The 19,310-nt window shown below is 58.0% G+C and carries 17 protein-coding genes and 1 pseudogene; 6 read left to right on the forward strand and 12 right to left on the reverse strand.

Annotated elements, in window-relative coordinates:
• The 9 genes from QNK41_RS03585 to QNK41_RS03625 all read right to left on the reverse strand — a co-directional run.
• On the reverse strand, nucleotides 1–1,129 hold a 1,129-nt coding region (locus QNK41_RS03585), incomplete at its 3' end, for an ABC transporter permease (RefSeq protein ID WP_319253828.1).
• A 1-nt stretch (nucleotide 1,130) separates the two neighbouring features.
• A complete protein-coding gene (locus QNK41_RS03590) occupies nucleotides 1,131–1,907 on the reverse strand; it encodes an ABC transporter ATP-binding protein (RefSeq protein WP_319253862.1) in 777 nt (258 codons plus the stop codon).
• Nucleotides 1,908–1,923: 16 nt separating this feature from the next.
• Complete coding sequence (locus tag QNK41_RS03595; RefSeq protein ID WP_319253831.1) at nucleotides 1,924–2,994, reverse strand: beta-ketoacyl synthase N-terminal-like domain-containing protein; 1,071 nt, start codon at nucleotides 2,992–2,994, stop codon at nucleotides 1,924–1,926.
• Complete coding sequence (locus tag QNK41_RS03600) at nucleotides 2,991–4,172, reverse strand: beta-ketoacyl-[acyl-carrier-protein] synthase family protein (RefSeq protein ID WP_319253833.1); 1,182 nt, start codon at nucleotides 4,170–4,172, stop codon at nucleotides 2,991–2,993. Before QNK41_RS03600 ends, QNK41_RS03595 begins: the two co-directional genes overlap by 4 nt.
• 3 nt (nucleotides 4,173–4,175) lie before the next feature.
• Nucleotides 4,176–4,430, reverse strand: coding sequence for a phosphopantetheine-binding protein (locus QNK41_RS03605; RefSeq protein ID WP_319253835.1), 255 nt, complete (start codon nucleotides 4,428–4,430; stop codon nucleotides 4,176–4,178).
• 95 nt (nucleotides 4,431–4,525) lie between these two features.
• Nucleotides 4,526–5,524: a BtrH N-terminal domain-containing protein gene (locus QNK41_RS03610; RefSeq protein WP_319253837.1), complete on the reverse strand. Its 999-nt coding sequence runs from the start codon at nucleotides 5,522–5,524 to the stop codon at nucleotides 4,526–4,528.
• A 54-nt stretch (nucleotides 5,525–5,578) separates the two neighbouring features.
• On the reverse strand, nucleotides 5,579–6,004 hold the full coding sequence (locus QNK41_RS03615; protein WP_319253839.1) for a hypothetical protein: 426 nt from the start codon (nucleotides 6,002–6,004) through the stop codon (nucleotides 5,579–5,581).
• Nucleotides 6,005–6,016: 12 nt separating this feature from the next.
• Entirely contained in the window at nucleotides 6,017–7,159 is a 1,143-nt protein-coding gene (locus QNK41_RS03620) for a beta-ketoacyl-ACP synthase III (RefSeq protein ID WP_319253841.1), read from the reverse strand.
• Complete coding sequence (locus QNK41_RS03625; RefSeq protein ID WP_319253843.1) at nucleotides 7,159–8,481, reverse strand: B12-binding domain-containing radical SAM protein; 1,323 nt, start codon at nucleotides 8,479–8,481, stop codon at nucleotides 7,159–7,161. Before QNK41_RS03625 ends, QNK41_RS03620 begins: the two co-directional genes overlap by 1 nt.
• Before the next feature lie 256 nt (nucleotides 8,482–8,737).
• Between QNK41_RS03625 and QNK41_RS03630 the strand changes: the two genes are divergently transcribed.
• Nucleotides 8,738–9,898 (forward strand): MFS transporter, encoded by a 1,161-nt coding sequence (locus QNK41_RS03630; protein ID WP_319253845.1) that lies wholly within the window; start codon nucleotides 8,738–8,740, stop codon nucleotides 9,896–9,898.
• A gap of 23 nt (nucleotides 9,899–9,921) precedes the next feature.
• Here the strand turns inward: QNK41_RS03630 and QNK41_RS03635 are convergent, their stop codons facing one another.
• Nucleotides 9,922–11,922 (reverse strand): FAD-dependent oxidoreductase, encoded by a 2,001-nt coding sequence (locus tag QNK41_RS03635; protein WP_319253847.1) that lies wholly within the window; start codon nucleotides 11,920–11,922, stop codon nucleotides 9,922–9,924.
• 230 nt (nucleotides 11,923–12,152) lie between these two features.
• Here QNK41_RS03635 and QNK41_RS03640 point away from each other — a divergent pair, with 230 nt between their 5' ends.
• The 5 genes from QNK41_RS03640 (at nucleotide 12,153) to QNK41_RS03660 (ending at nucleotide 16,813) form a co-directional block, all read left to right on the forward strand.
• A complete protein-coding gene (locus QNK41_RS03640; protein WP_319253850.1) occupies nucleotides 12,153–12,746 on the forward strand; it encodes a TetR/AcrR family transcriptional regulator in 594 nt (197 codons plus the stop codon).
• A 92-nt stretch (nucleotides 12,747–12,838) separates the two neighbouring features.
• On the forward strand, nucleotides 12,839–13,987 hold the full coding sequence (locus tag QNK41_RS03645; protein ID WP_319253852.1) for an acyl-CoA dehydrogenase family protein: 1,149 nt from the start codon (nucleotides 12,839–12,841) through the stop codon (nucleotides 13,985–13,987).
• Between the two features lie 36 nt (nucleotides 13,988–14,023).
• Nucleotides 14,024–14,806 carry an enoyl-CoA hydratase-related protein gene (locus QNK41_RS03650; protein WP_319253854.1) on the forward strand — a complete coding sequence of 261 codons (783 nt, stop codon included), beginning with the start codon at nucleotides 14,024–14,026 and terminating at the stop codon, nucleotides 14,804–14,806.
• A gap of 79 nt (nucleotides 14,807–14,885) precedes the next feature.
• Nucleotides 14,886–16,052, forward strand: a complete 1,167-nt coding sequence (locus tag QNK41_RS03655; RefSeq protein ID WP_319253856.1) for a pyruvate carboxyltransferase — start codon at nucleotides 14,886–14,888, stop codon at nucleotides 16,050–16,052.
• Nucleotides 16,053–16,162: 110 nt separating this feature from the next.
• Nucleotides 16,163–16,813, forward strand: a complete 651-nt coding sequence (locus QNK41_RS03660) for an XRE family transcriptional regulator (protein WP_319253858.1) — start codon at nucleotides 16,163–16,165, stop codon at nucleotides 16,811–16,813.
• A gap of 322 nt (nucleotides 16,814–17,135) precedes the next feature.
• On the opposite strand, the gene QNK41_RS03665 is transcribed toward QNK41_RS03660, so the two are convergent.
• Entirely contained in the window at nucleotides 17,136–18,176 is a 1,041-nt protein-coding gene (locus QNK41_RS03665) for a zinc-dependent alcohol dehydrogenase family protein (RefSeq protein WP_319253860.1), read from the reverse strand.
• Nucleotides 18,177–18,465: 289 nt separating this feature from the next.
• Nucleotides 18,466–19,310: pseudogene (locus QNK41_RS03670) on the reverse strand (type IV pilus secretin PilQ); the annotation flags it as partial.

Here is a 19,310-nt window from a genome sequence, read left to right on the forward strand (position 1 = left end):
GCACCATGATTCCCCCTATGGCGGCTGCGATGACGATGGAGATGGGACCGAACATGGAGGCCTGTTCGTAGGTGTCGACTACCGTCCCCAGTAAAACACCGTATCCCGTGGCGGCCAGGATGGCGCTGGCAATCACCACCAGCAGGGCCAGGGGGGAGCCGCCCATTTCCAGAGAAGGGGTTCCCCACAACGGTAGAATCCATTTGCCGATGCATCCGATCAAAGCGCATTGCACCACGCCAATCCCCATATAGGCGAATATCCTTCCGGAAACCAGGGTCAGGTAACTCACGGGCATGGCCAGGAGGCGCTGGTGGGTCCCGTTGTTGCGTTCCTGGATGAAGGCGCCGGCCATGGGCAGAACAATGAAAAAGATGCCGAACAGGGACCATGCCGGTACGTTCTGCTGCACCGACGTGGGGATTACTGTCATCCGGCCCGCCAGCGCCTCGCGGTCTTCAATCCGCAACAAGGGGAGGCCGGACCACTTCAACCGCAATTCCACCTGCGGTGGCTGGACAATGAACTCGGCAACGGGTTCAAGTACCCCGGCGATTGACCGGTTGATGTGTTCGGGCAGTATCCGGGACAGGGCGGTCATCTTCTCGCTCACTTCCAGCCTGAAGATCATTAGATCCAGAAGATGTCGCACCGCCGAGCGGTAACTTCCCAGAACGGTCGGGTCGAAATATATGTCGACCCTTGGTGCCGGGGCCACAACCCCTCCTGCCTCCTCCACGGACAGGCTCTCCAGGGCGCTCTGCCGGGCGCGGTCCTTCACCGTGCCGGTCAATCCAGGAGGCATGATCAGGCAGAATTGATAAGCACCTTTTGCCACGAGTTCCAACGCCTGCTGCCGATTCGGCGTCTTACCGTCCAGGGTCTCGGTCACCATCACCCCTTCGGTGGCCTTCAGGGCGTCTGCGATCTGCCGGCCCAAGGCCTGCCCATCGCCATCGATGAGCAGGATGTGGGTCTGGCCTTCTCCTATGGACTTCAAGGCGTTTTCCTGGACCAGGGTGATCACCACCACCAGCACCGCCGGCATGACGAAGAGCACCAGCAGCCCAGCTCTATCTCTGACGAGGAGCAGGAGTTCTTTATGAATGACGGCGATCAGTTGACGCATTTTACCCATCCCTTAACTGGTTGCCGGTCAGGTGAAGAAACAGTTGGCCAAGGTCACTGCCGGCGGGACCCTGGACCAGCAGTTGGTCCAGGCTTCCTTCGGTCAGAATCCTTCCCTGGTCCATGATGGCGATCCGAGAACACAGCCGCTGGGCCTCTTCCATGTAGTGGGTGGTATACAGAACCGTGGTGCCCCGGCCTCTCAACGTTTCGATTCTTTCCAGGATCAGGTTACGCGACTGGGCATCGATGCCCACCGTGGGTTCGTCCAGGAAGAGAATCTGTGGGTGGTGAAGAATTCCCACCGCCAGGTTCGCCCGGCGTTTCATTCCGCCGGAAAAGGTGTTGATCTGCTGATCGGCCCGGTTTTCCAGCCCCACCGCCGTCAGGGTTTCTTCGATCCGCCGGTTCAGAAGCTCACCTCCCAGACCGTGGAGTTTGCCGAAAAAGCGCAGGTTCTCCCGCGTGGTGAGTGCCGGGTAAAGGGCGATTTCCTGGGGGACCAGACCGATGATCCGGCGCACGGCGCATTTTTGATCCCGCAGATCGTAACCCTTGATGACTACCGAACCCGATCCGGGGTTCAGGATCGTGCTCAGGATTGCGATGGCGGTGGTTTTACCGGCCCCGTTGGGTCCCAGCAGTCCAAACACCTCGCCTTCATGAAGACGCAAATCCAGCCCATCCAGTGCCGGAAGCGGATTGCCCGGATAGTGATGGGTAAGTCCGGTGGCGTCAAGGACAAGGGGGGTGGATTTGGGATGGGTGGTTTCGGTCATCACGATTGCGAGCCTGTCACTCCAAAATAGTCCAGCCGTAGGTTTCTCCCACGCCCAGTTTGAGGCAGACGATGGAACAGTCGGCCGGCAATTCCAGGGGTTGTGCCGGATGGGCCATGCTGCCAACGGGGTAAATCCGGTTGTTTCTGCGGCTGAGGGCGGCAATGGCGGTGTCAAAGGCGCTGTCGATGGCCAGATCTCCGTAAACATGGGCGTAGCAGGCAACGCGGGCGTCCGGTAAAAGCCATTTCCCGTAATCTGCCCGGGTGGCGGCAAGGCCACCTTCTCCCAGAATATAAAAGTCCCCTATGGGTCGAGGAAGCGGACCGGCACTGATACGCCCCAGCGCCGTTTCCCGGATGACGGTGTAAGGCGTGGCGTCTGTATCGGCTGCTTTGAGGACAAAAAAGCAGGCCCCTTCACCGGCCGCGGGTACCGGCCGTTCTCTTTTGTTCGCCACTTGCACAGCTCCCCGTGCCTGCCGATGAACCTGCCAGGCAAAGGCATGGGCATGGCACAGTTGGTCCACACCGCCCACCAGCACGGCATCCACCCGACCTTGCTGCAGCCATGTAACCGCGGTCATCAGGGCCGAGGGAAAGGAGAGATCCTCGTGGGTAATGGAGTGATTGGGACCCATCTCCTCCAGTGCGATGGATATGTAGGCGGCGGCCGCATTATGAACCGAATTTGAAAAACGGATGGGCGACCCGCAGATCTCCTCCTTGTCTTCGAAGGGGTACTGAAAATTGTAATTGTTGCCGGTGGCGCCGCCGCCGGTGGCTACGATGATCCCCAGGCGTCCGCGCCGGCTTTTGTCCAAGATATCGGCGTCGGTCATGGCCCCGAAAGCCGCCAACAGCCCCAGTCGGATATAGTGGTCCATCCGGCGAAGGACCCGCGTGGGTACATAATCAGCCAGTGGAGCGGTGTCGGCCGTCAGGCACGGCACCCGAATGGGACCCTCCCGAGTCGGAATGGAAACATCCGTCGTTGCAACCCCAGCGCCATCCAGGGCCTTTTCCAGAGCGGGCAACCCGTTGCCGAAGCCGCCCACCACGCCGATGCCGCAGATGGCAGCCTTCATGACAGACACCCGTTCGATCCGATGACCAGCACCGAATTGCTGCCCCCGAAGGCCAGGGTCTGGGTGATTGCCACCTTTCCGTCGACGTTCGTCGGGACTGCCACTGGATGGGCCGGCATCTGCGGGTCCGGGGTCTCATAGCCGGCCGTTGCGGGCAGGGCGCCCTTCGTCAGGCATCCCAGGGTGAGTGCCGCTTCGATGGGCCCGGCGGCACCCAGGGCATGTCCGGTATAGCCCTTGGTGGAGAGAAAGGGTTTTCCGGGAAACAGGTCGGCAATGACCTGGCTTTCCACCAGGTCGTTGTCGGGCGTCCCGGTGCCGTGGGCGTTGACGAAACAGACCTGATCGTTAGTGACATCGGCAGTGGTGAGTGCCTCGTCAATGGCCAGCCGCAGTCCCTGGCCGTCGGACCGCGGCTGGGTAAAGTGGTGGGCGTCGGCAGCGCCGCCGTAGCCCATGACGTATCCCAATGGATCGATCTGCCGAGAGCGGCAGAAGGTCTCCGATACCAGGAGGAAAACGGCGGCCCCCTCTCCCAGGTTCAGCCCTTTTCGATTTCGGTCAAAGGGCCGGCAGGGGCGTTGATCGTTGATAAAAAGGGACTTGAACCCATAGTAAACCCGCGGGGTGAGTTCGTCGGTGCCCCCGGCGATCACGGCATCACAGTACCCCGCGGTGATCCAGGCTGAAGCGATACCGATGGCATCTGAGCCGGCCGAGCAGGCATTGGCCACGGTTTGTTGAGGACCGGACAGGTCGAGGGTATTTGCCACCAGGCTGGTGGGGTTGGTGGCCAGGAACCGGTCCCTCGGCAGCAGAAAGGAATCGGTTTCGGCCTGTCCGATTTCATAACCGGTGGTGACACCGATGTTGGTGCCCACACAGACCCCCACCCGCGGTCGTGTCAGATCGCCGGGCTTCAGTTGCGCCTGGGCAATTGCCTGTTCGGTGGCGATGAGGGTCATCCGGCAGGTGCGCGGCAGGGTTCGGGAAAACGGCCATGGGTCCAGGAATCGATCGGGGACTTCGAATACCGGTTGTGAGGTCTCACAGTGGATCGGGAACCGGCTGGGAAGGCCGAAGTTGCGCCTTCCGGCATACAAGGCCTGCATGCAACTGTCATAGGAGGCGCCCAGGGCACAGATGCATCCCACACCGGCTATGGCGACGGGGGCCATGAATCAGCCCTGCAACCGGGCCTCGATGAAGGCCGCCAGGGTATTGATGGACTGAAAGGCCGCACGGGCTTCGTTCATTTCCTTCATGGGGATGTTGAAATTCTGTTCCACCTGGTAGACGATTTCCAGCGCATCGATGGAATCCAGACCCAGCCGGCCGCCAAACAGCGCTTCGTCGTCATCGATCGTTTCCGGTGTAAAATCTTCGAGGTTGAGTTCGACCACCAGGATCTCCTTGAGCCGCTGTTGTATCGTCATGGTTCCACGTTTTCCCTCGACTGCCTTCGCATCGTATCGGTATTTTAGCCGAAAGTAAAAAGGTGATCTTGATTGTCAGGTTCTTTGTTGCCTTCTCAAACGATCTGCAACAATTCCCGATAGACGCTGGCCTCTCCGTCGGCACATTCGTTCAGGAGTGTGCCCATGGCCTCGTAGGTATCGTCCCCAGAAGCCCTTCCCTTGCAGAGGCGCCCGCCGATCACAGCAAATTTGCGCCAGCGGTCGCCGACGTCGGTCATGGCGCGGGACAGTTCCACCAGTTGCGGGGTTTCTATAAGGGTGGCGGCCTCCTGAAGAAACGCGGCAAACATGAACCTGAAACCGGCTCCTCCCGTACCCAGTTCCTCCTGCATGCGGATCAGCTGCCCCACATAAAGCAGCGCCCGCTCTTCGCCCAGTTTTTTGGGCCACTTCCTGACCTGACCGGCAAGGAAGCGAATTCCGCGTATGCCGATCACCGGACCCGGTGTTCTCAGCATGCGTCGGCACACTTCCCGGATGCCCTTGCGCACGGCAGGCGCCAGGTCCACCTGCCGGGGCACCTGTTTCAAATAGTACATGGTACCCTTGGGGGCCATGGCGCCTTTGGCGAACCGGGCCTTGAGCAGGTCCCGATGGGAACAGCGCTCGGGACCCGGAAAGACCGGATCGCTGATGATGTAATCATCCCCTTCTTTGCCATAGACCACAAGGTTGTGCATGTTAAAGTGAAATCGGAACGCCGGCGGAAAATACGGCAGCCAGTACCCTCCGGTGCGGCAGGCCACCGGGATGCCCTGGTCCAGCCGTTCATCCAGCGCCGCCATAGCCCTTTCCGGGCTCCTGAATTTCTGCCAGTTCACCCGGCATCCCAGCCGCTTGGTGACGCGCTTGAAGATACCCCCCATCTCGCAGCGGTATGTGGTCAGGGGAAGCTTGTTGACGCGGATGAACGGCAGATATCCGAAAAACATGCCGGAGCCCATGCCAAAGGCCATGGCTTCACTGATGTCGAGGCCGTAGTGGTGGAGCAGGTTCGAACAAACGCCGCTTTCGCAGTGGGCCGATTGTCTGTGGGCAAAATCGATCTTCATATATTCCTGTGCGGCGGGGCGCAAAGGCGCCGACCACCCTATATATCTAATGGGTCAAACGCTCGGGGATCCCGAAACGTGGGATTCCGGGACCGTTTTCAACTCCCGGACGGAGATGTCGAAAACTTCGGCGTAGCGCTGCAGTCCAGCGGGTGACAGGCGGCTGAACGGTCCGGGTTTCAGGTGCAGCCAGACCCTCAGCCGGCCGACTCCCGCATACTTGGCCAACAGGCCCACACTCATCTGATGCCTGGCCATGTGGTAGAACAGCGGGCTCGCCTGACCACGGCGAACCTTTTGCAGAGCGGCACCAGCGGCTTTGTCGATCAATTCCCAGGCCTGGCCGTTGGCGATATTTTTAGGATCCCAGCCCGCGCTGCCAGTCAGCACGTAGTTTCCCTGGTCATCTACTGCGTAGCACACCTCTTTGCGGTGATCGTTCATCATGCCCCGGTCCTGGGGGACTTCATCGATTTTCATGGGTACGGTTCCTCAGACAACGGTCAAGTGCATGAAACAGTGGGAAAAACGACCGCTTTCCGGAATGAAGCACAACAGCCGGTGGCCGGGTCTCAGCTTGCCCGAGGAAAACAGTGCGTCCAGAATGATGTAGATGGATGCACTGCCTGTATTGCCCGTCTCAGCCAGGTTGGTAAACCAGCGGTCGTAGGGAACCTCGAATCCGATGGCCGCCATGCCCGTGTAGAATTTGTCCCGGAAATAGGCCGAGGAGTAATGGGGCAGAAACCAGTCCACGTCTTCCGATCGCAGTCCGTGTTTGTCCATGCTGGTCTGCAGGGCGCGCTGCATGGTAGAGACGATGTTGACTTCCAGAAGGCGGATGTCCTGCTTGACGGCCATGAGGCACTTTTCATCCTTGGGCTGGATTCCTTCCACCACGCGCCAGCCGGAAACCTTGCCATCGTCCCCCTTGATGCCGCCGCTGTACATGCAGGTCTCCAGTTCGCCGGCATAGGAGAGGTTGTCAATCCAGTCCACCTGCAAGGAGAGTCCGTGAGGGTTGGGTGCGTCGCACAAGAGGGCGGCACCCGCACCGTCGGAGAGCATCCAGCGCAGGAAGTCGGTGTCGAAGGCCAGGGTGGGCCGCTTTGCCACATCCGCATCCGGGTTTTCCGAGGGTTTGAAAAAGTTGGATCGCATGAAGGAGGCGGAAAGCTCAGAGCCAACGCTGACTGCATTGGTGGTCATTCCGGTGGCCACATTCATGGCGGCATATTTGAAGGCGGTCATGCCGGAAATACAAATTCCGGCGGTGGTTACGGCCTCTACCGGCGGCAGGCCCAATTCACCCAGCACCATGAGCGCGTGGCCCGGAAAAAGCAGGTCCGGGCTGGTGGTGCCGCAGCACAGGCACTGGATATCATCAAGGTTGAATCCTTCCCCATCCGCCAGGCCTCTCACGGCCTCGGCAGCCAATTGGGCATTGGTGTGGGTCAGGGCCTGGGTCTCGCGGTCCACGGCGTAGTAGCGTTTCACTATTCCGTTGTTTTTCAACACAATTCGTTTCGCACGCGACGGCACTTGATCCACCTGGCCCAGCACCGCTTCAATTTCGTCGTTGAAAACCGGTGCGTTGGGCAAAAAAGCCGACAGCCGGTTAATAAACACACGCATCAATCATTTTCCTTTCCACCATGGCTCCCACCCGAATGAAGATGGGACAGGCAGTGTTCCAAAAGCCCTGCATAACGTTGGTAAAAATGCGCCTCCGCCATTTGCGTAGCCACAACGGCATTGGTAAATGTATAGTAATCCAGGTTGTCGATGATGATATGGGACCGCATCCGTTCGTAAAGCGGTGTTCCCGGGATGGGGGTCAGAATGGCCGGAATGGGCAGGTCGATGTCGCTTTGCTGGATAAAGGTTTCCAGTCGTTCGAAATCCGCTTCTTCATAGTCCGGCGATACGATGAAGTCCCCGACGATTCGAATACCCAGGGTTTTTAATATCCGGGTGGCCTCGATGTTGGTCTGTACGGTGTTGCGCTTGTTCAGCTGCGACAGCCGCTGATCGCTGATTTCTTCAAATCCGATGACCGCCACCGCCAGCCCGGCCTTGCGCCAGTGTTCGAACAACCCGGGGTTTCTGACCACCGTATCCGATCGGACGTCAGCCACCAGGGGTTTGCGAACCCCGGCCTGGATGAGTCGATCGGCCAGATCGCTCGCCATCCCGACGTCGCCAAATGTATTGGCATCCACCAGGCGAATCGTGTTTACATCGCCAAGGGCCATTACATCCCTGACCACCGACGCATTGCTGTGCAGCAGGTATCGGTTTTCGGTCATGTTGGGAATACAGCAAAAGGCGCAGCTGTGGGTGCAACCGAACGCCGAGGCCACGAATCCGGTCTTGCCCCCCACGCCGCTCATCACATAGGTGTCACGATGCTGTTGCACCAGATCATATCGCGGCGGACGATCATCCACAAGATCAGCGGTGGTGTAACAGCGCGGGGTGAAGGATTCCGGAACCCCCTCGCGAATGTTGAGAATCCCGGGTATATCGGGCTTTCCGCCCGCTTCCAGCGTGTCGATGAGTTGCCTGAAGCTGAGCTTGCCCAGGCCGACGACCACGTAATCCACATATGGCCGGCTGAAAAAACCGGGGTCGCAGGAGGCGTGGTGACCGCCCACCACGACCACGGCCCCGAAGCGCGCCTTGAGTTCCTCGGAGATGGCGAGCACTGTGTTGGCTTCACAGGTGACACCCGTCAGGCCGACGACGTCGGGGGTAAAGGGGAGCCGTTCCGGTGAAAGCCCTAAAGGGTCTGCCTTGAGGTCGACGATTGCCACCGGGTGCCCTCCCAGATTGCCGGCCAGTGTTTCAAGGGACAGGGGTTCACCGCGAAAGATCATCTTGATGCGGGTGATCCCGTAATTTTCTTCGGGGATACTGCGACCGCAATTGGGAGGATTGATCAGTAAGATGTTCATATTGGGTAATGCATATCGTCCATAATTGTCGGATACCCGCTGGCTACCATTGATGATTGGGGCGAGGCCGGCGTTCTTTTCCATAAGGTGGCGGTGAGACCGTTGGTCAATCGAAACATATCGAACCGTAACTCTTAGCGGGGTTTCCATTGAAAAATCAACTCTAAAAACAATCCTGCTTGTCTGGCTACCCTATTGGTGGTAGACCGATCCACCCATCACATGATCGGTTGAACCGTTTGGAGTTATCGCCGGATTGGACCACGTCAAAAAAACCCCCATGTATCTCTATTTAGTGGTGCTCACCATCGCTTCGACGGTGGGGCTGCAGGCGTGGACGACCCTCTTCAACAATTTTGCTGTGGAAGTGGCTCGACTGAATGGCGCCGGCATCGGCGCCATTCAGTCCATCCGTGAGATTCCCGGGCTTTTGGCCCTACTGGCTATTTTTATCATTCGGTTCATCCCGGAGCACCGTCTCTCGGCCCTATCCATCCTGCTGCTGGGGTTGGGCATTGCCGCCACCGGGTGGTTTCCCTCCTTCACGGGACTGGCTCTGACGACCCTGGTGATGAGCTTCGGGTTTCACTATTATGAAACCACCAACATGTCACTCACCCTGCAGTATTTTGACAAGACCACTTCGCCCTGGGTGTTCGGGAAGCTTCGTAGCATCTCTGCCGCGTCGAGCATCGTCGTGGGGGTGTTTATTTTTTTTATTGCCTCCGTGTTGGATTTTACGCGAATGTATCTGATCATCGGCGGGCTCATTGCAGCGGTAGGCCTGTGGGGTTTCACCCGCAGGCCCACCAGCGCCGACATCGTTCCCCAGCGCAAGCGGATGATCTTTCGCAAACGCTATGGACTTTACTACTTTCTGACCTTCATGGCCGGCGCTCGGCGTCAAATTTTTATCGCCTTTTCTGTGCTGCTTTTGGTTCAAAAATTCGGTTATTCAGTTCAGGCGGTGACCTTCCTGTTTGTGATTAACAATGCCATCAACTATTTTCTCAGCCCCACCATCGGGCGGGCCATTATCCGTTTCGGCGAACGCAAGGTGCTCTCCCTGGAATACGCCAGTTTGATCGCCGTGTTCCTCGCATATGCGTTTACCGATTCCAAATGGGTGGCCGGCGGACTGTACATTCTCGACCATATCTTTTTTAACTTCGGTATGGCCATCAACACCTTTTTCCAGAAGGTGGGTGATCCCGGCGACGTCGCGCCTACCATTGCCGTGGGATTCACCATCAACCACATTGCTGCCGTTTTTCTGCCGGCTATCGGCGGCTATTTCTGGATTGTCGATTATCGCATCCCCTTTATCGCCGGCGCCGTCATGGCACTGATATCCCTGACCGCCGTCCAGCAGATCCGCACATCACCGAAGTCAACTGCATCCACCGATTCGCTATAGAAGTCCCTGGTAACGCTTCCCATTTATATTTCCATCCCCGCCCGGTACCCCTGGTGGACGGCATCGAAGGCCAGGGCCACTTTGCCGGCATCCCCGGCTATCTGAAAGGGGATGCCCAGTTCTTCAACCACCGTTTGAAGCGGGTTGTCGGATGTGGCACCGGCGGCGATCACCACCGTGTCCGCATCGATCGTTTCAAACCGGCCGTCTTTCTCGATCTTCAAGCCCTTTGCGGTTATTTCCACCACCGTTGCCCGTGTGACCGTGGTCACGCCGATGCGGGACAGGTCCTGCATCATGCCCCAGCGCGTGGACTTGCCGATGTCCTTTCCCACTTTGTCCAGCATTTCCACCAGAGTCACCTGCCGGGTGCCCCGGGTGGCCATTTCGAACAGCGTCTCGGAGTCTTCGGCCCGATTCACCAGCAGGAATTTGACACCATCGGCGGACAGGGTGCCCTTCTCGGCCAGAAACAAGGCCGTCTCTACGCCAACTGCCCCACCACCGATGATGACCACGCGTCGGCCGGTTGTCACCCGGTTCGCCAGTACGTCCCAGGCTTGAACGACCTGGTGGCGGTTGCTGCCTGGAATGGTCAGGGAAATGGGTTTTGCGCCGGTGGCCAGGATCACCGCATCGGGGGCATGATCCCGGATCAGCGCTTTCTTTACTTCACAATCGAGCAGCGTAGGAATTCCCGCCAGTGCTACCTGTCGCGCCAGATCCCGTGCCAGCGTGACAAATTCGGACCTCCCTGGTGGGGCGGCGGCCAGGAAAAGCTGGCCGCCCAGACGGCTGGCCGATTCGAACAACGTCACCCGGTGTCCCCTTTCGTGGGCGGCCACGGCGGCACTCATGCCCGCCGGGCCGCCGCCCACCACCATTACCTTCTTCGGCTCAGATGCCTTCTCGGTTGTCGAGGTGTTTTCGTGACCCGCCCGGGGGTTGCACATACACTCGACGTGCTTGAGCTGGAACAGGTGATCAAAGCACCCCTGGGCGCAGGCAATACAGTGGACGATGTCGTTTTCCTGCCTCTGGCGGGCCTTTTCCGGGAGCCATGGATCGGCAATCAGGCTGCGACCCATGGCCACCATGTCGCACATATCGTCGGCGAGCATCTCGCGGGCCGTGGCTGGATCGTTGATGCGGTGGCTGGCGATCACCGGCACATCCACCTGTTCGCGGATGCCTTTGGCCAGATAGGCAAATACACCCCGGGGCACTGCGGTAACAATCTGGGGTATGCGGGCCTCGTGCCAGCCCACGTTGATGCACAGGGCATCGGCAGGGCCGGCGGCCAGTGCCCGGGCGTACGCCTGAAGCTCCGACCGGCCGTTGCCGCCGGGCATGAAATCGTTGCCGTTCATGCGTACGATCAACGGGTAGTCGTCACCGACGGCGTTGCGTACGGCGGCCATCACTTCCAGTCCGAAGCGCATGCGGTTTTCCAGGCTGCCGCCATACGGGTCAGTGCGCTGGTTGGTGAGCGGGGAAAGAAATTCACTGATCAGATAGCCGGTCCCGCTGAGCACTTCCACGGCGTCGAACCCGGCGGTTTTTACCCGCAGGGCAGCGGCGGCAAACGCATCGATGGTCTGCCGGATCTCCACTTCGGTCATTTCCTTGGGGGTTTCCCCGGTCATGCGCGAGGCGACGGGAGAGGGCGCCACCGGCTGCTTGCCGTCCAGAAAGAAGGAGAAGTTGTAGCGGCCGGCATGGTTGAGCTGGACGGCGCTGCGGGCACCGTTGTCCCTGATGACCGCCGCCAGCCGGGTGAGGCCGGGAATGAAGGCGTCGTCGTGGGCGCCGATGTTCTGGGTGTTGCCGGACAGGTCATCCACGGTGGCATAGCCCACGCAGATCATGCCCACGCCGCCTTTGGCACGCTCGGCATAAAACGCTGTCAACTGGTCGGTCACCTGGAAATCCACGGCCATGCCCAGGTGCATGGCGGGCAGGTAAATCCGGTTCTTGACCGCAAGCCGGTTGATGGTGATGGTCTGGAATAAAGGATCCTTCATGTTTTCTTCTCCTGATTTTAAGGTTTTTGCATAAACCATTTTCCGGTTCACCTGTCAAGAACCGGAAAATGCTGCATGCCCTTCTGTCCGCCTTTTAGCCTTGACAAAGTGCCGGCAACTGGATTAAAGACATGATACCTAACGACCGGTCGGTAAATTCGCCTGCTTTTCATTCCTTTTCGTTGATTGCCTGCCGGTCATAGCCCGCTACACCCGGAGACGCAGCCTTTATGGCCGAGATGAAAACGACCATAAAAACCGTATGCATCGATCTCTTTTTCAAAAAAGGATATTTTGCCACCAGCATCAGCGACATCGCCGGTGGCAGCGGCATCCAAAAGGCCAGCATCTATTATCACTATGCCAGCAAAGAGGACCTGCTGTTTCATATATTAACGTCCACCATGGACGATCTGACCACCACCCTCAAGCAGGGGCTGGCGGCTGTGCAGGGTATTGAGCAGCGGATGCGGGCGGCGGTGCGCAGCCATGTGTGCTTTCATCTGGAACGGCAGAAGGAAAACTTCATTGCCAACGCGGAGCTGCGGGGGCTGACCGCCGAGCACTATCGATCCATCGTCAAAAAGCGCGATGAATACGAATCGATTTTTCAGGATCTCCTTCGCCAGGGTACGGATGAAGGAGTGTTTGCCGATGTGGACGTCAAGATCCTTTCGTATGCGATTTTGACCCTGTGTACGGCCGGCGCGACCTGGTACAATTCCAACGGACGGTTGACGGTGGATGAGATTGCCGACATCTATGAAAATTTTATTATCAGCGGATTGAAGCAGGGCCGCTTCGAACGTCCTGCCGGCCACTGAAAAGGACATCTATACCGGTATCGAAAAGAGGCCGATGCCGCATCAATATGATGTGGTGAAGCCGCCCCCGCTGTTGCGGAAAGGAGGTCGTCGTGGATTTTGATTTGACCAGAGAACAGGAAATGATTCGCAAAGAGGTCCGCAAGTTTGCCCAGAGCGAGATCGCGCCGGTGGCCATGGAACTCGACGAAGCAGAGGAATTTTCTTCCGATCTTACGCGAAAGATGGGCGAGATCGGCCTGTTCGGCATGTTTGTCGCTGAGACGTACGAAGGCCAGGCCATGGATTACATCTCCTACATCATCGCCGTTGAGGAGATTGCCCGGGTGGACGGCTCTCAGGCGGCCACGATTGCGGCGGGTAACTCTCTGGGTATCGGCCCGCTCTACTACTTTGGCAGTGAGGAACAAAAACAAAAATACCTGCCCAAACTGTGCAATGGGGAGGCGTTGTGGGGTTTCGGGCTTACCGAACCCACGGCCGGTTCAGACGCCGGCGGGTCCAAGACCACGGCGGTGCGCGACGGAAACGAGTGGGTCATCAACGGCTCCAAGATTTTCATTACCAACGCGGCCAGTGATATGACCCTGGGGGTGACGGTCCAGGCCATCACCGGATCCCGCCCCAACGGCAAACCGGAATACACCTGCTTTATCGTGGAGAGCGGCACCCGGGGACTCAAGGCCGTGGCCATGAAAAAGAAGATGATGTGGCGTTCTTCCAACACGGCGGAGCTCTATTTCGACGATGTCCGCGTACCGGCGGCAAATATCCTGGGCCAGCAGGGTGACGGCTTTCACCAGATGCTCAAGACCCTGGACGGCGGCCGGCTCTCCATCGCCGCCATGGGTCTGGGGGGTGCCCAGGGCGCCTATGACGCGGCCCTGAAATATGCCCAGAAGCGCGAACAGTTCGGCCAGCCGATTTCCAAGTTCCAGGCCGTGGCCTTCAAGCTGGCGGACAGCGCCATGGAGATCGAGTGCGGCCGAAACCTGCTTTACAAAGCCTGCTGGCTGCGGGACCACAAGCGCCCGTTCGAGAAAGAGGCCGCCATGGCCAAGCTCTACTGCTCGGAGCTCATGGGGCGGGTGGCCAACCACGCCGTGCAGATTCACGGAGGATACGGGCTGATGAAAGAGTACGATGTGGAGCGCTTTTACCGCGATCAGAAATTGTTGGACATCGGTGAAGGGACCTCGGAAGTCCAGCGCATCGTCATTTCCCGTTACATCGGATGTTGACCTTTTTAATTCACATGTCCGTATATGGAGGGCTGCATGAACGACACGATTCTGCTCACTGAGCAACAAGACGGAGTGACCGTCATCACCCTGAACCGGCCCGAGGTGATGAACTCTTTCAATTTTGCGCTGCTGCATGCGCTGGCGGCTAAAATCGCCGACATCCGCTTTGACCCCGATGTCCGCGTGATCATTGTTATCGGTTCGGGTGATCGGGCCTTTTGCTCCGGTGCAGACCTGAAGGAGCGGGCAACCTTGTCGCCTATTCAGGTCAAGGAGTACATTTTTACCATCCGCAACCTGTTCACGGCCATTGAACAGCTCAACAAACCGGTGATCGCTGCGGTCAACGGCGTGGCGTTGGGTGGTGGAACTGAACTGGCCCTGGCATCGGACATCCGCATCGCCTCGGAAACCGCCAGCATGGGACTTACCGAAACCCGGCTGGCCATCATCCCCGGTGCCGGAGGGACCCAGCGCCTGCCTCGCCTTGTTGGCAAGGGCAAGGCCAAAGAACTGATCTTTACCGGTAAACGTATTGGTGCGGCCGAGGCCTTACAGATCGGTCTGGTGAACCAGGTTTGCGCACCTGAAAGTCTTATGGAAACCTGCCGGCAGATGGCAGCCGAGATCTGTGAGACCGGCCCCGTGGCCATCGAACAGGCTAAATATGCCATCAACTACGGCATGGAAACGGATCTGTCCACGGGACTGGCGATCGAATCCAACGCGTATTGGGTTTGCATTCCCACCCAAGATCGGCTGGAGGGACTGGCCGCCTTCAAAGAGAAGCGAAAACCGGTGTACAAGGGGTTTTGACCGGATACTGATGAACGTACCCATGTGGGCAGGTGTTTGGGTTGCCCATCCATTCATAGGAAGACAATAAGGAGGCAGCATGACCGAATATGATTATTGGAAAGTGTTTCCGAGGATGCCTAAAAAGATCACTTTAGGCGACATCACTGTCCGCGACGGCTTTCAGCATCTGGAAAAGTTCATCTCCACCCGGGCCAAGATCTTTTATGCCGAGGAGATGATTTTTGCCGGTTGCCGCAACATCGAGGTGACCAACCTGGGCAACCCCTACCTGATGCCCCAGTTCAGTGACGCGGAACAGATTCTGGCGCACCTGCGCAGCGACCGCTTCCGCGGCCGATGCAAAAAGAAGGGCATCAACCCGGACGACATTACCATTACCGCCGTGACCATTCGGGAGCCGGGTGTGGACCGGGCCATCGCGCTGGCGAAAAAAGGCGTCGGGCCGGATCGCTGCCTGATGATGGTTTCCACCGAAGAGGAACACCATTTTGCCAACTCTGGCCTGACCCTGCCCGAATACTGGAAAGAGTGCGAAAGTGCCATCCGCAAGTGCCGGGACGCCGGTCTTCAGATGTGCGGCACCGTCAGCACCATCTGGGGCAGTCCCATTGCCGGCGCCACCGAATTGAAAGACGCGGTGGAGTTCACCAAACGCTGGCTGGAAATCGGTGCCACGGACATCGAGCATGCCGACCACGACGGCAGTGCGTCGGCAGCGAATGTGTACCGTTATTTTTCCATGATTCTCGACGAAATTCCCGACACCTCGGTGCACATCGCCCACTTCCATGAAACCAAACGGGTGGCGTCGGCCTCGGTGCTGGCTGCCCTTCAGGCAGGCATCTGCCACTTCGAGGGAACCCTGGGCGGTCTGGGCGGACAGCCGGCCAATTTCCTGGACGACTGCCCGGTGCCGGGCACCGGTGAATACTACTACGAAGATCCCCGCTACGTGGGGTTGAGCTGCCTCGAAGACATGCTGGTGCAGATCGATGAGATGGGCATTGAACACGGCTACAATGTCGACCGCATCTTGTGGCTGGGACGTCAGTTGGAGCGTACCGTGGGCCATCGCCTGAGGAGTGAGGCGGTGATCAACGGGCGCACCCTTAAGGAGGGCCATCCCAAGTTCGCCCGACCGGGGTTAAAAAAGCTCAAGGAGAAAATGGGAGAATCGGCCGGTCAGCAGCTGCCGTCCGAATGGGCGGACAAGGCCGTGCTGCCGGAGCGCTATCGCCCCTGATCGCCTTGACCCTCAGTTGAAACCGGGGCATGATAGGCAGGCAACCCACTGCACCCACTACCGATCCCGACTGGAAAACCGGGATGATTTATTCAACCAGGAGCATTGCCATGGAAACAGGCGAAAAAAAACCCCACATCAACGTGGACTACTTCGAAGACCTGACCGGACGAATTAAGGAGGGCACCTGCAGTCAGCCGGAAGGCGGCCAGGAGGATATCGGCCAACGGATCAAGGCCATCCGACAAGCCAAGGGCCTTTCTCTGGACGAGCTGTCCCACATGACCGGCTTTGACGTAGAACTGTTGTCCAGCATCGAACGCTGCGAGGTTCAGCCTCAGCTGGGAACGGCCATCAAACTCTCCAAGGCCCTTGACAGCGCCTTTGGCCGGCTGGTGTCCGGTGTGGGAGAGAAGCTCTATTCCATCACCCGCAAAGGGGAGCAGAAAATCGTTTCCCGATCGACCTCGCTGAAGGGAAAGAAGCAGGCTTACATCTACCGGAGCCTCGCTCCGGAAGTCAAGGGCCGGCATATGGAATCCCTGATTGTCCAGCTGGAAGAGGCGCCGGACACGGACCGCTCGGTCCACGACGGTGAAGAGTTTATCTACGTGCTCGACGGGAGCGTCTCACTATACATCGGGGACGATCATTTCGATCTGACTGAAGGGGACAGCGCCTACTACCTCTCCACCACCCCCCATCTGATTGCCGCCGCTTCGGGCAAGGCGACGATTCTGGCTGTAATCTACGGCGGATAGCGCCGGCGACAACCAAAAAAGCGGTCACACCGATAAATCAATACCGGTGTGACCGCCATCTCTTTTTAATCGAGATGCTATCGATGCTGGTTAACGATCATTAATAAAGCGATTGTGTCTGGTCCGCTTTTCAATGGTGGCGAAAGCGACGGATGACGCGTCATCCTAAAATTGATGAATCCGTAAAAAGTCGAATTTTAGACGGCTTCGTAAAAGGGCCGAGATCAAGGCTTGCGAATCCCGAGAAATGAGGTGTACTTTCCGTACTCCGCAGTGACGAGGGATGAAGCGTAACGCAGATATCGGACTTTTTACGGAGCCGTCAGAATTGATTGATAACCGTCACGCCTGTCTGATCGAACCGATCCATGACGGTCAATTGAGCAATCCCCTCTTCCAGACTCACCCTCCGCCCGATAAGCTTTTCCGGGTGCAGTTGGCCGGCGGCGATCATGTCCAGCAGCCGTCCGTATTCGAAGGCCTGGATGCCGTGGCTGCCCAGAATTTCCAATTCATGGGCAACCACAAGGTCCATGGGGATCGCCGGGTGGCGATCCTCGGTGTTGAGAATGCCCACCTGGATATGTTTTCCCCGTTTTCTCAGGCTGGCAATCGAATCGAAACAGGTCCGGGGGCTGCCAAGCGCGTCCACGGACACGTGGGCGCCGCCGCCGGAGCAATGGCGAACCGCTTCCACCACATTTTCCACGGACCGGGCGTTGACTGCCTCGGATGCGCCCATGGATCGAGCCATATCCAGTTTGTCATCTGAAATGTCAACAGCCACCACCCGGGCACCCAGGGCGTTGGCGATCATGATGGCGGACAGGCCGACCCCGCCGCAGCCGAAAATGGCCACCCATTGCCCGGCACCGACCCGGCCCTGGGCGGTGATGGCGCGAAAAGCGGTGACGAACCGGCAGCCCAGGCTGGCAGCAGTGACGAAATCCATGGCGGCCGGCAGGCGCACCAGGTTGACGTTTGCATAGCGGATGGCCACATACTCGGCAAAAGAGCCCCAGCCGGTAAATCCCGGCTGAAACTGGTGGTCGCAGACCTGGTGGTTGCCCGACAGGCACTGGGGGCAGCTCCCGCAGCCGCAGACACACGGCAGGGTGACGCGGTCGCCGGGTTTCCAGTTGAAAACCCCTTTTCCGGTGGTCTGAACCACACCGGCCAGTTCGTGGCCGGGCACATGAGGCAGGTGGATATCCGGGTCGTGCCCCTTCCAGCCATGCCAGTCGCTCAAACACAGGCCTGTGGCTTCGACCTTGATCACCACGCCGTCTTCCGGCGGGCTTGGGTCCGGTAGGGATTTGATGGTGACAGGTCCTTCGAATGTCTCATAATAGGCGGCGCGCATCGGTTCTTCCTTTGATGGGTTCCAGCGGTTGGTCCACGGTTGCCTCCTGGCAACAAAATACCCCGCGGATCAATGCGGGGTATCTTTCTTCATGGTCTTTAACGGTTGCGATCAGCCGATCGGGGAACCGGTGAATCTAATACAAACCCACGATAGTGTTAGTTGATGGTAGGAGCATTAAAAAAGGCCAGATTCGATAAAAAAAGCGACCATCATTTTTGCTAAAATGGGGTCGCTTTTTGAAAATGGACAGGTCATGTTTCTTAGACATTCGCCATTAGCAAACGGGCTAACGCTGTTCCAATTGAACAATTTTCGGGTTCATGAAAATTAGCAACTCATTGCTGTCCGCCTCCTCCAGATTCCTCTGGAACAGCCAGCCCAGCACAGGAATCTTGTGGAGCCCTGGAAAGGCATCTTTTGCGTTGGTTGCTGATGACTTGATGATACCTCCAAGAACGATCGTATCCCCGTCGTTGACGAGCAGCTGCGTTTGTGCCTCGTTGGTGGCAATGATCGGCACCCCGTCTATAAAATCAACCACATCATTTTTCTGGATGACGATATCCATGGAGATCCGGTTGTCCGGCGTGACATGGGGGGTGACTTCAAGCAAAAGATCAACATCCTTGAACTTTACGGAAGACCCGCCTGCTGAATCACGTTCCAAATACCCAATTTCCTGCCCCTGTTTGATTCTGGCTTTTTTGTTGTTCAGGGTTGCGATTTTGGGTGCAGACAGGATTTTACCATTTCCATTGGCTTCAAGGGCTGTCAGAGTGGCATCAAGGGTAAATGGGGTGCCGGCGATTTTTGCAAAATTGAGCGCGAAACCATTGCCGGTCGCCGCCGGATAGTTCATGGCAACACCCGTGGTATATTGAGACCCGCCGTTGTTGATCGTCACCGGACCCACACCTAAATTCCACTGAAACCCCAGTTCCTTGGAAAAGTTTTCGCTGACTTCAACCACCCGGGCCTCAATGATCACCTGGGATGTGACCTTATCGATCTGTTTGGTAATAGCCAGCGCCTGGGCAACTTTATCCGCAGTGTCGGTGATGATGATCTGATTGTTTTTGACATCCACAGAAACAGACCCGCGATCTTTGGTTACGATCGTCTCGAGATGGG

The sequence above is a fragment of the Desulfosarcina sp. genome (genome assembly GCF_033791525.1).
GTDB lineage: Bacteria > Desulfobacterota > Desulfobacteria > Desulfobacterales > Desulfosarcinaceae > Desulfosarcina.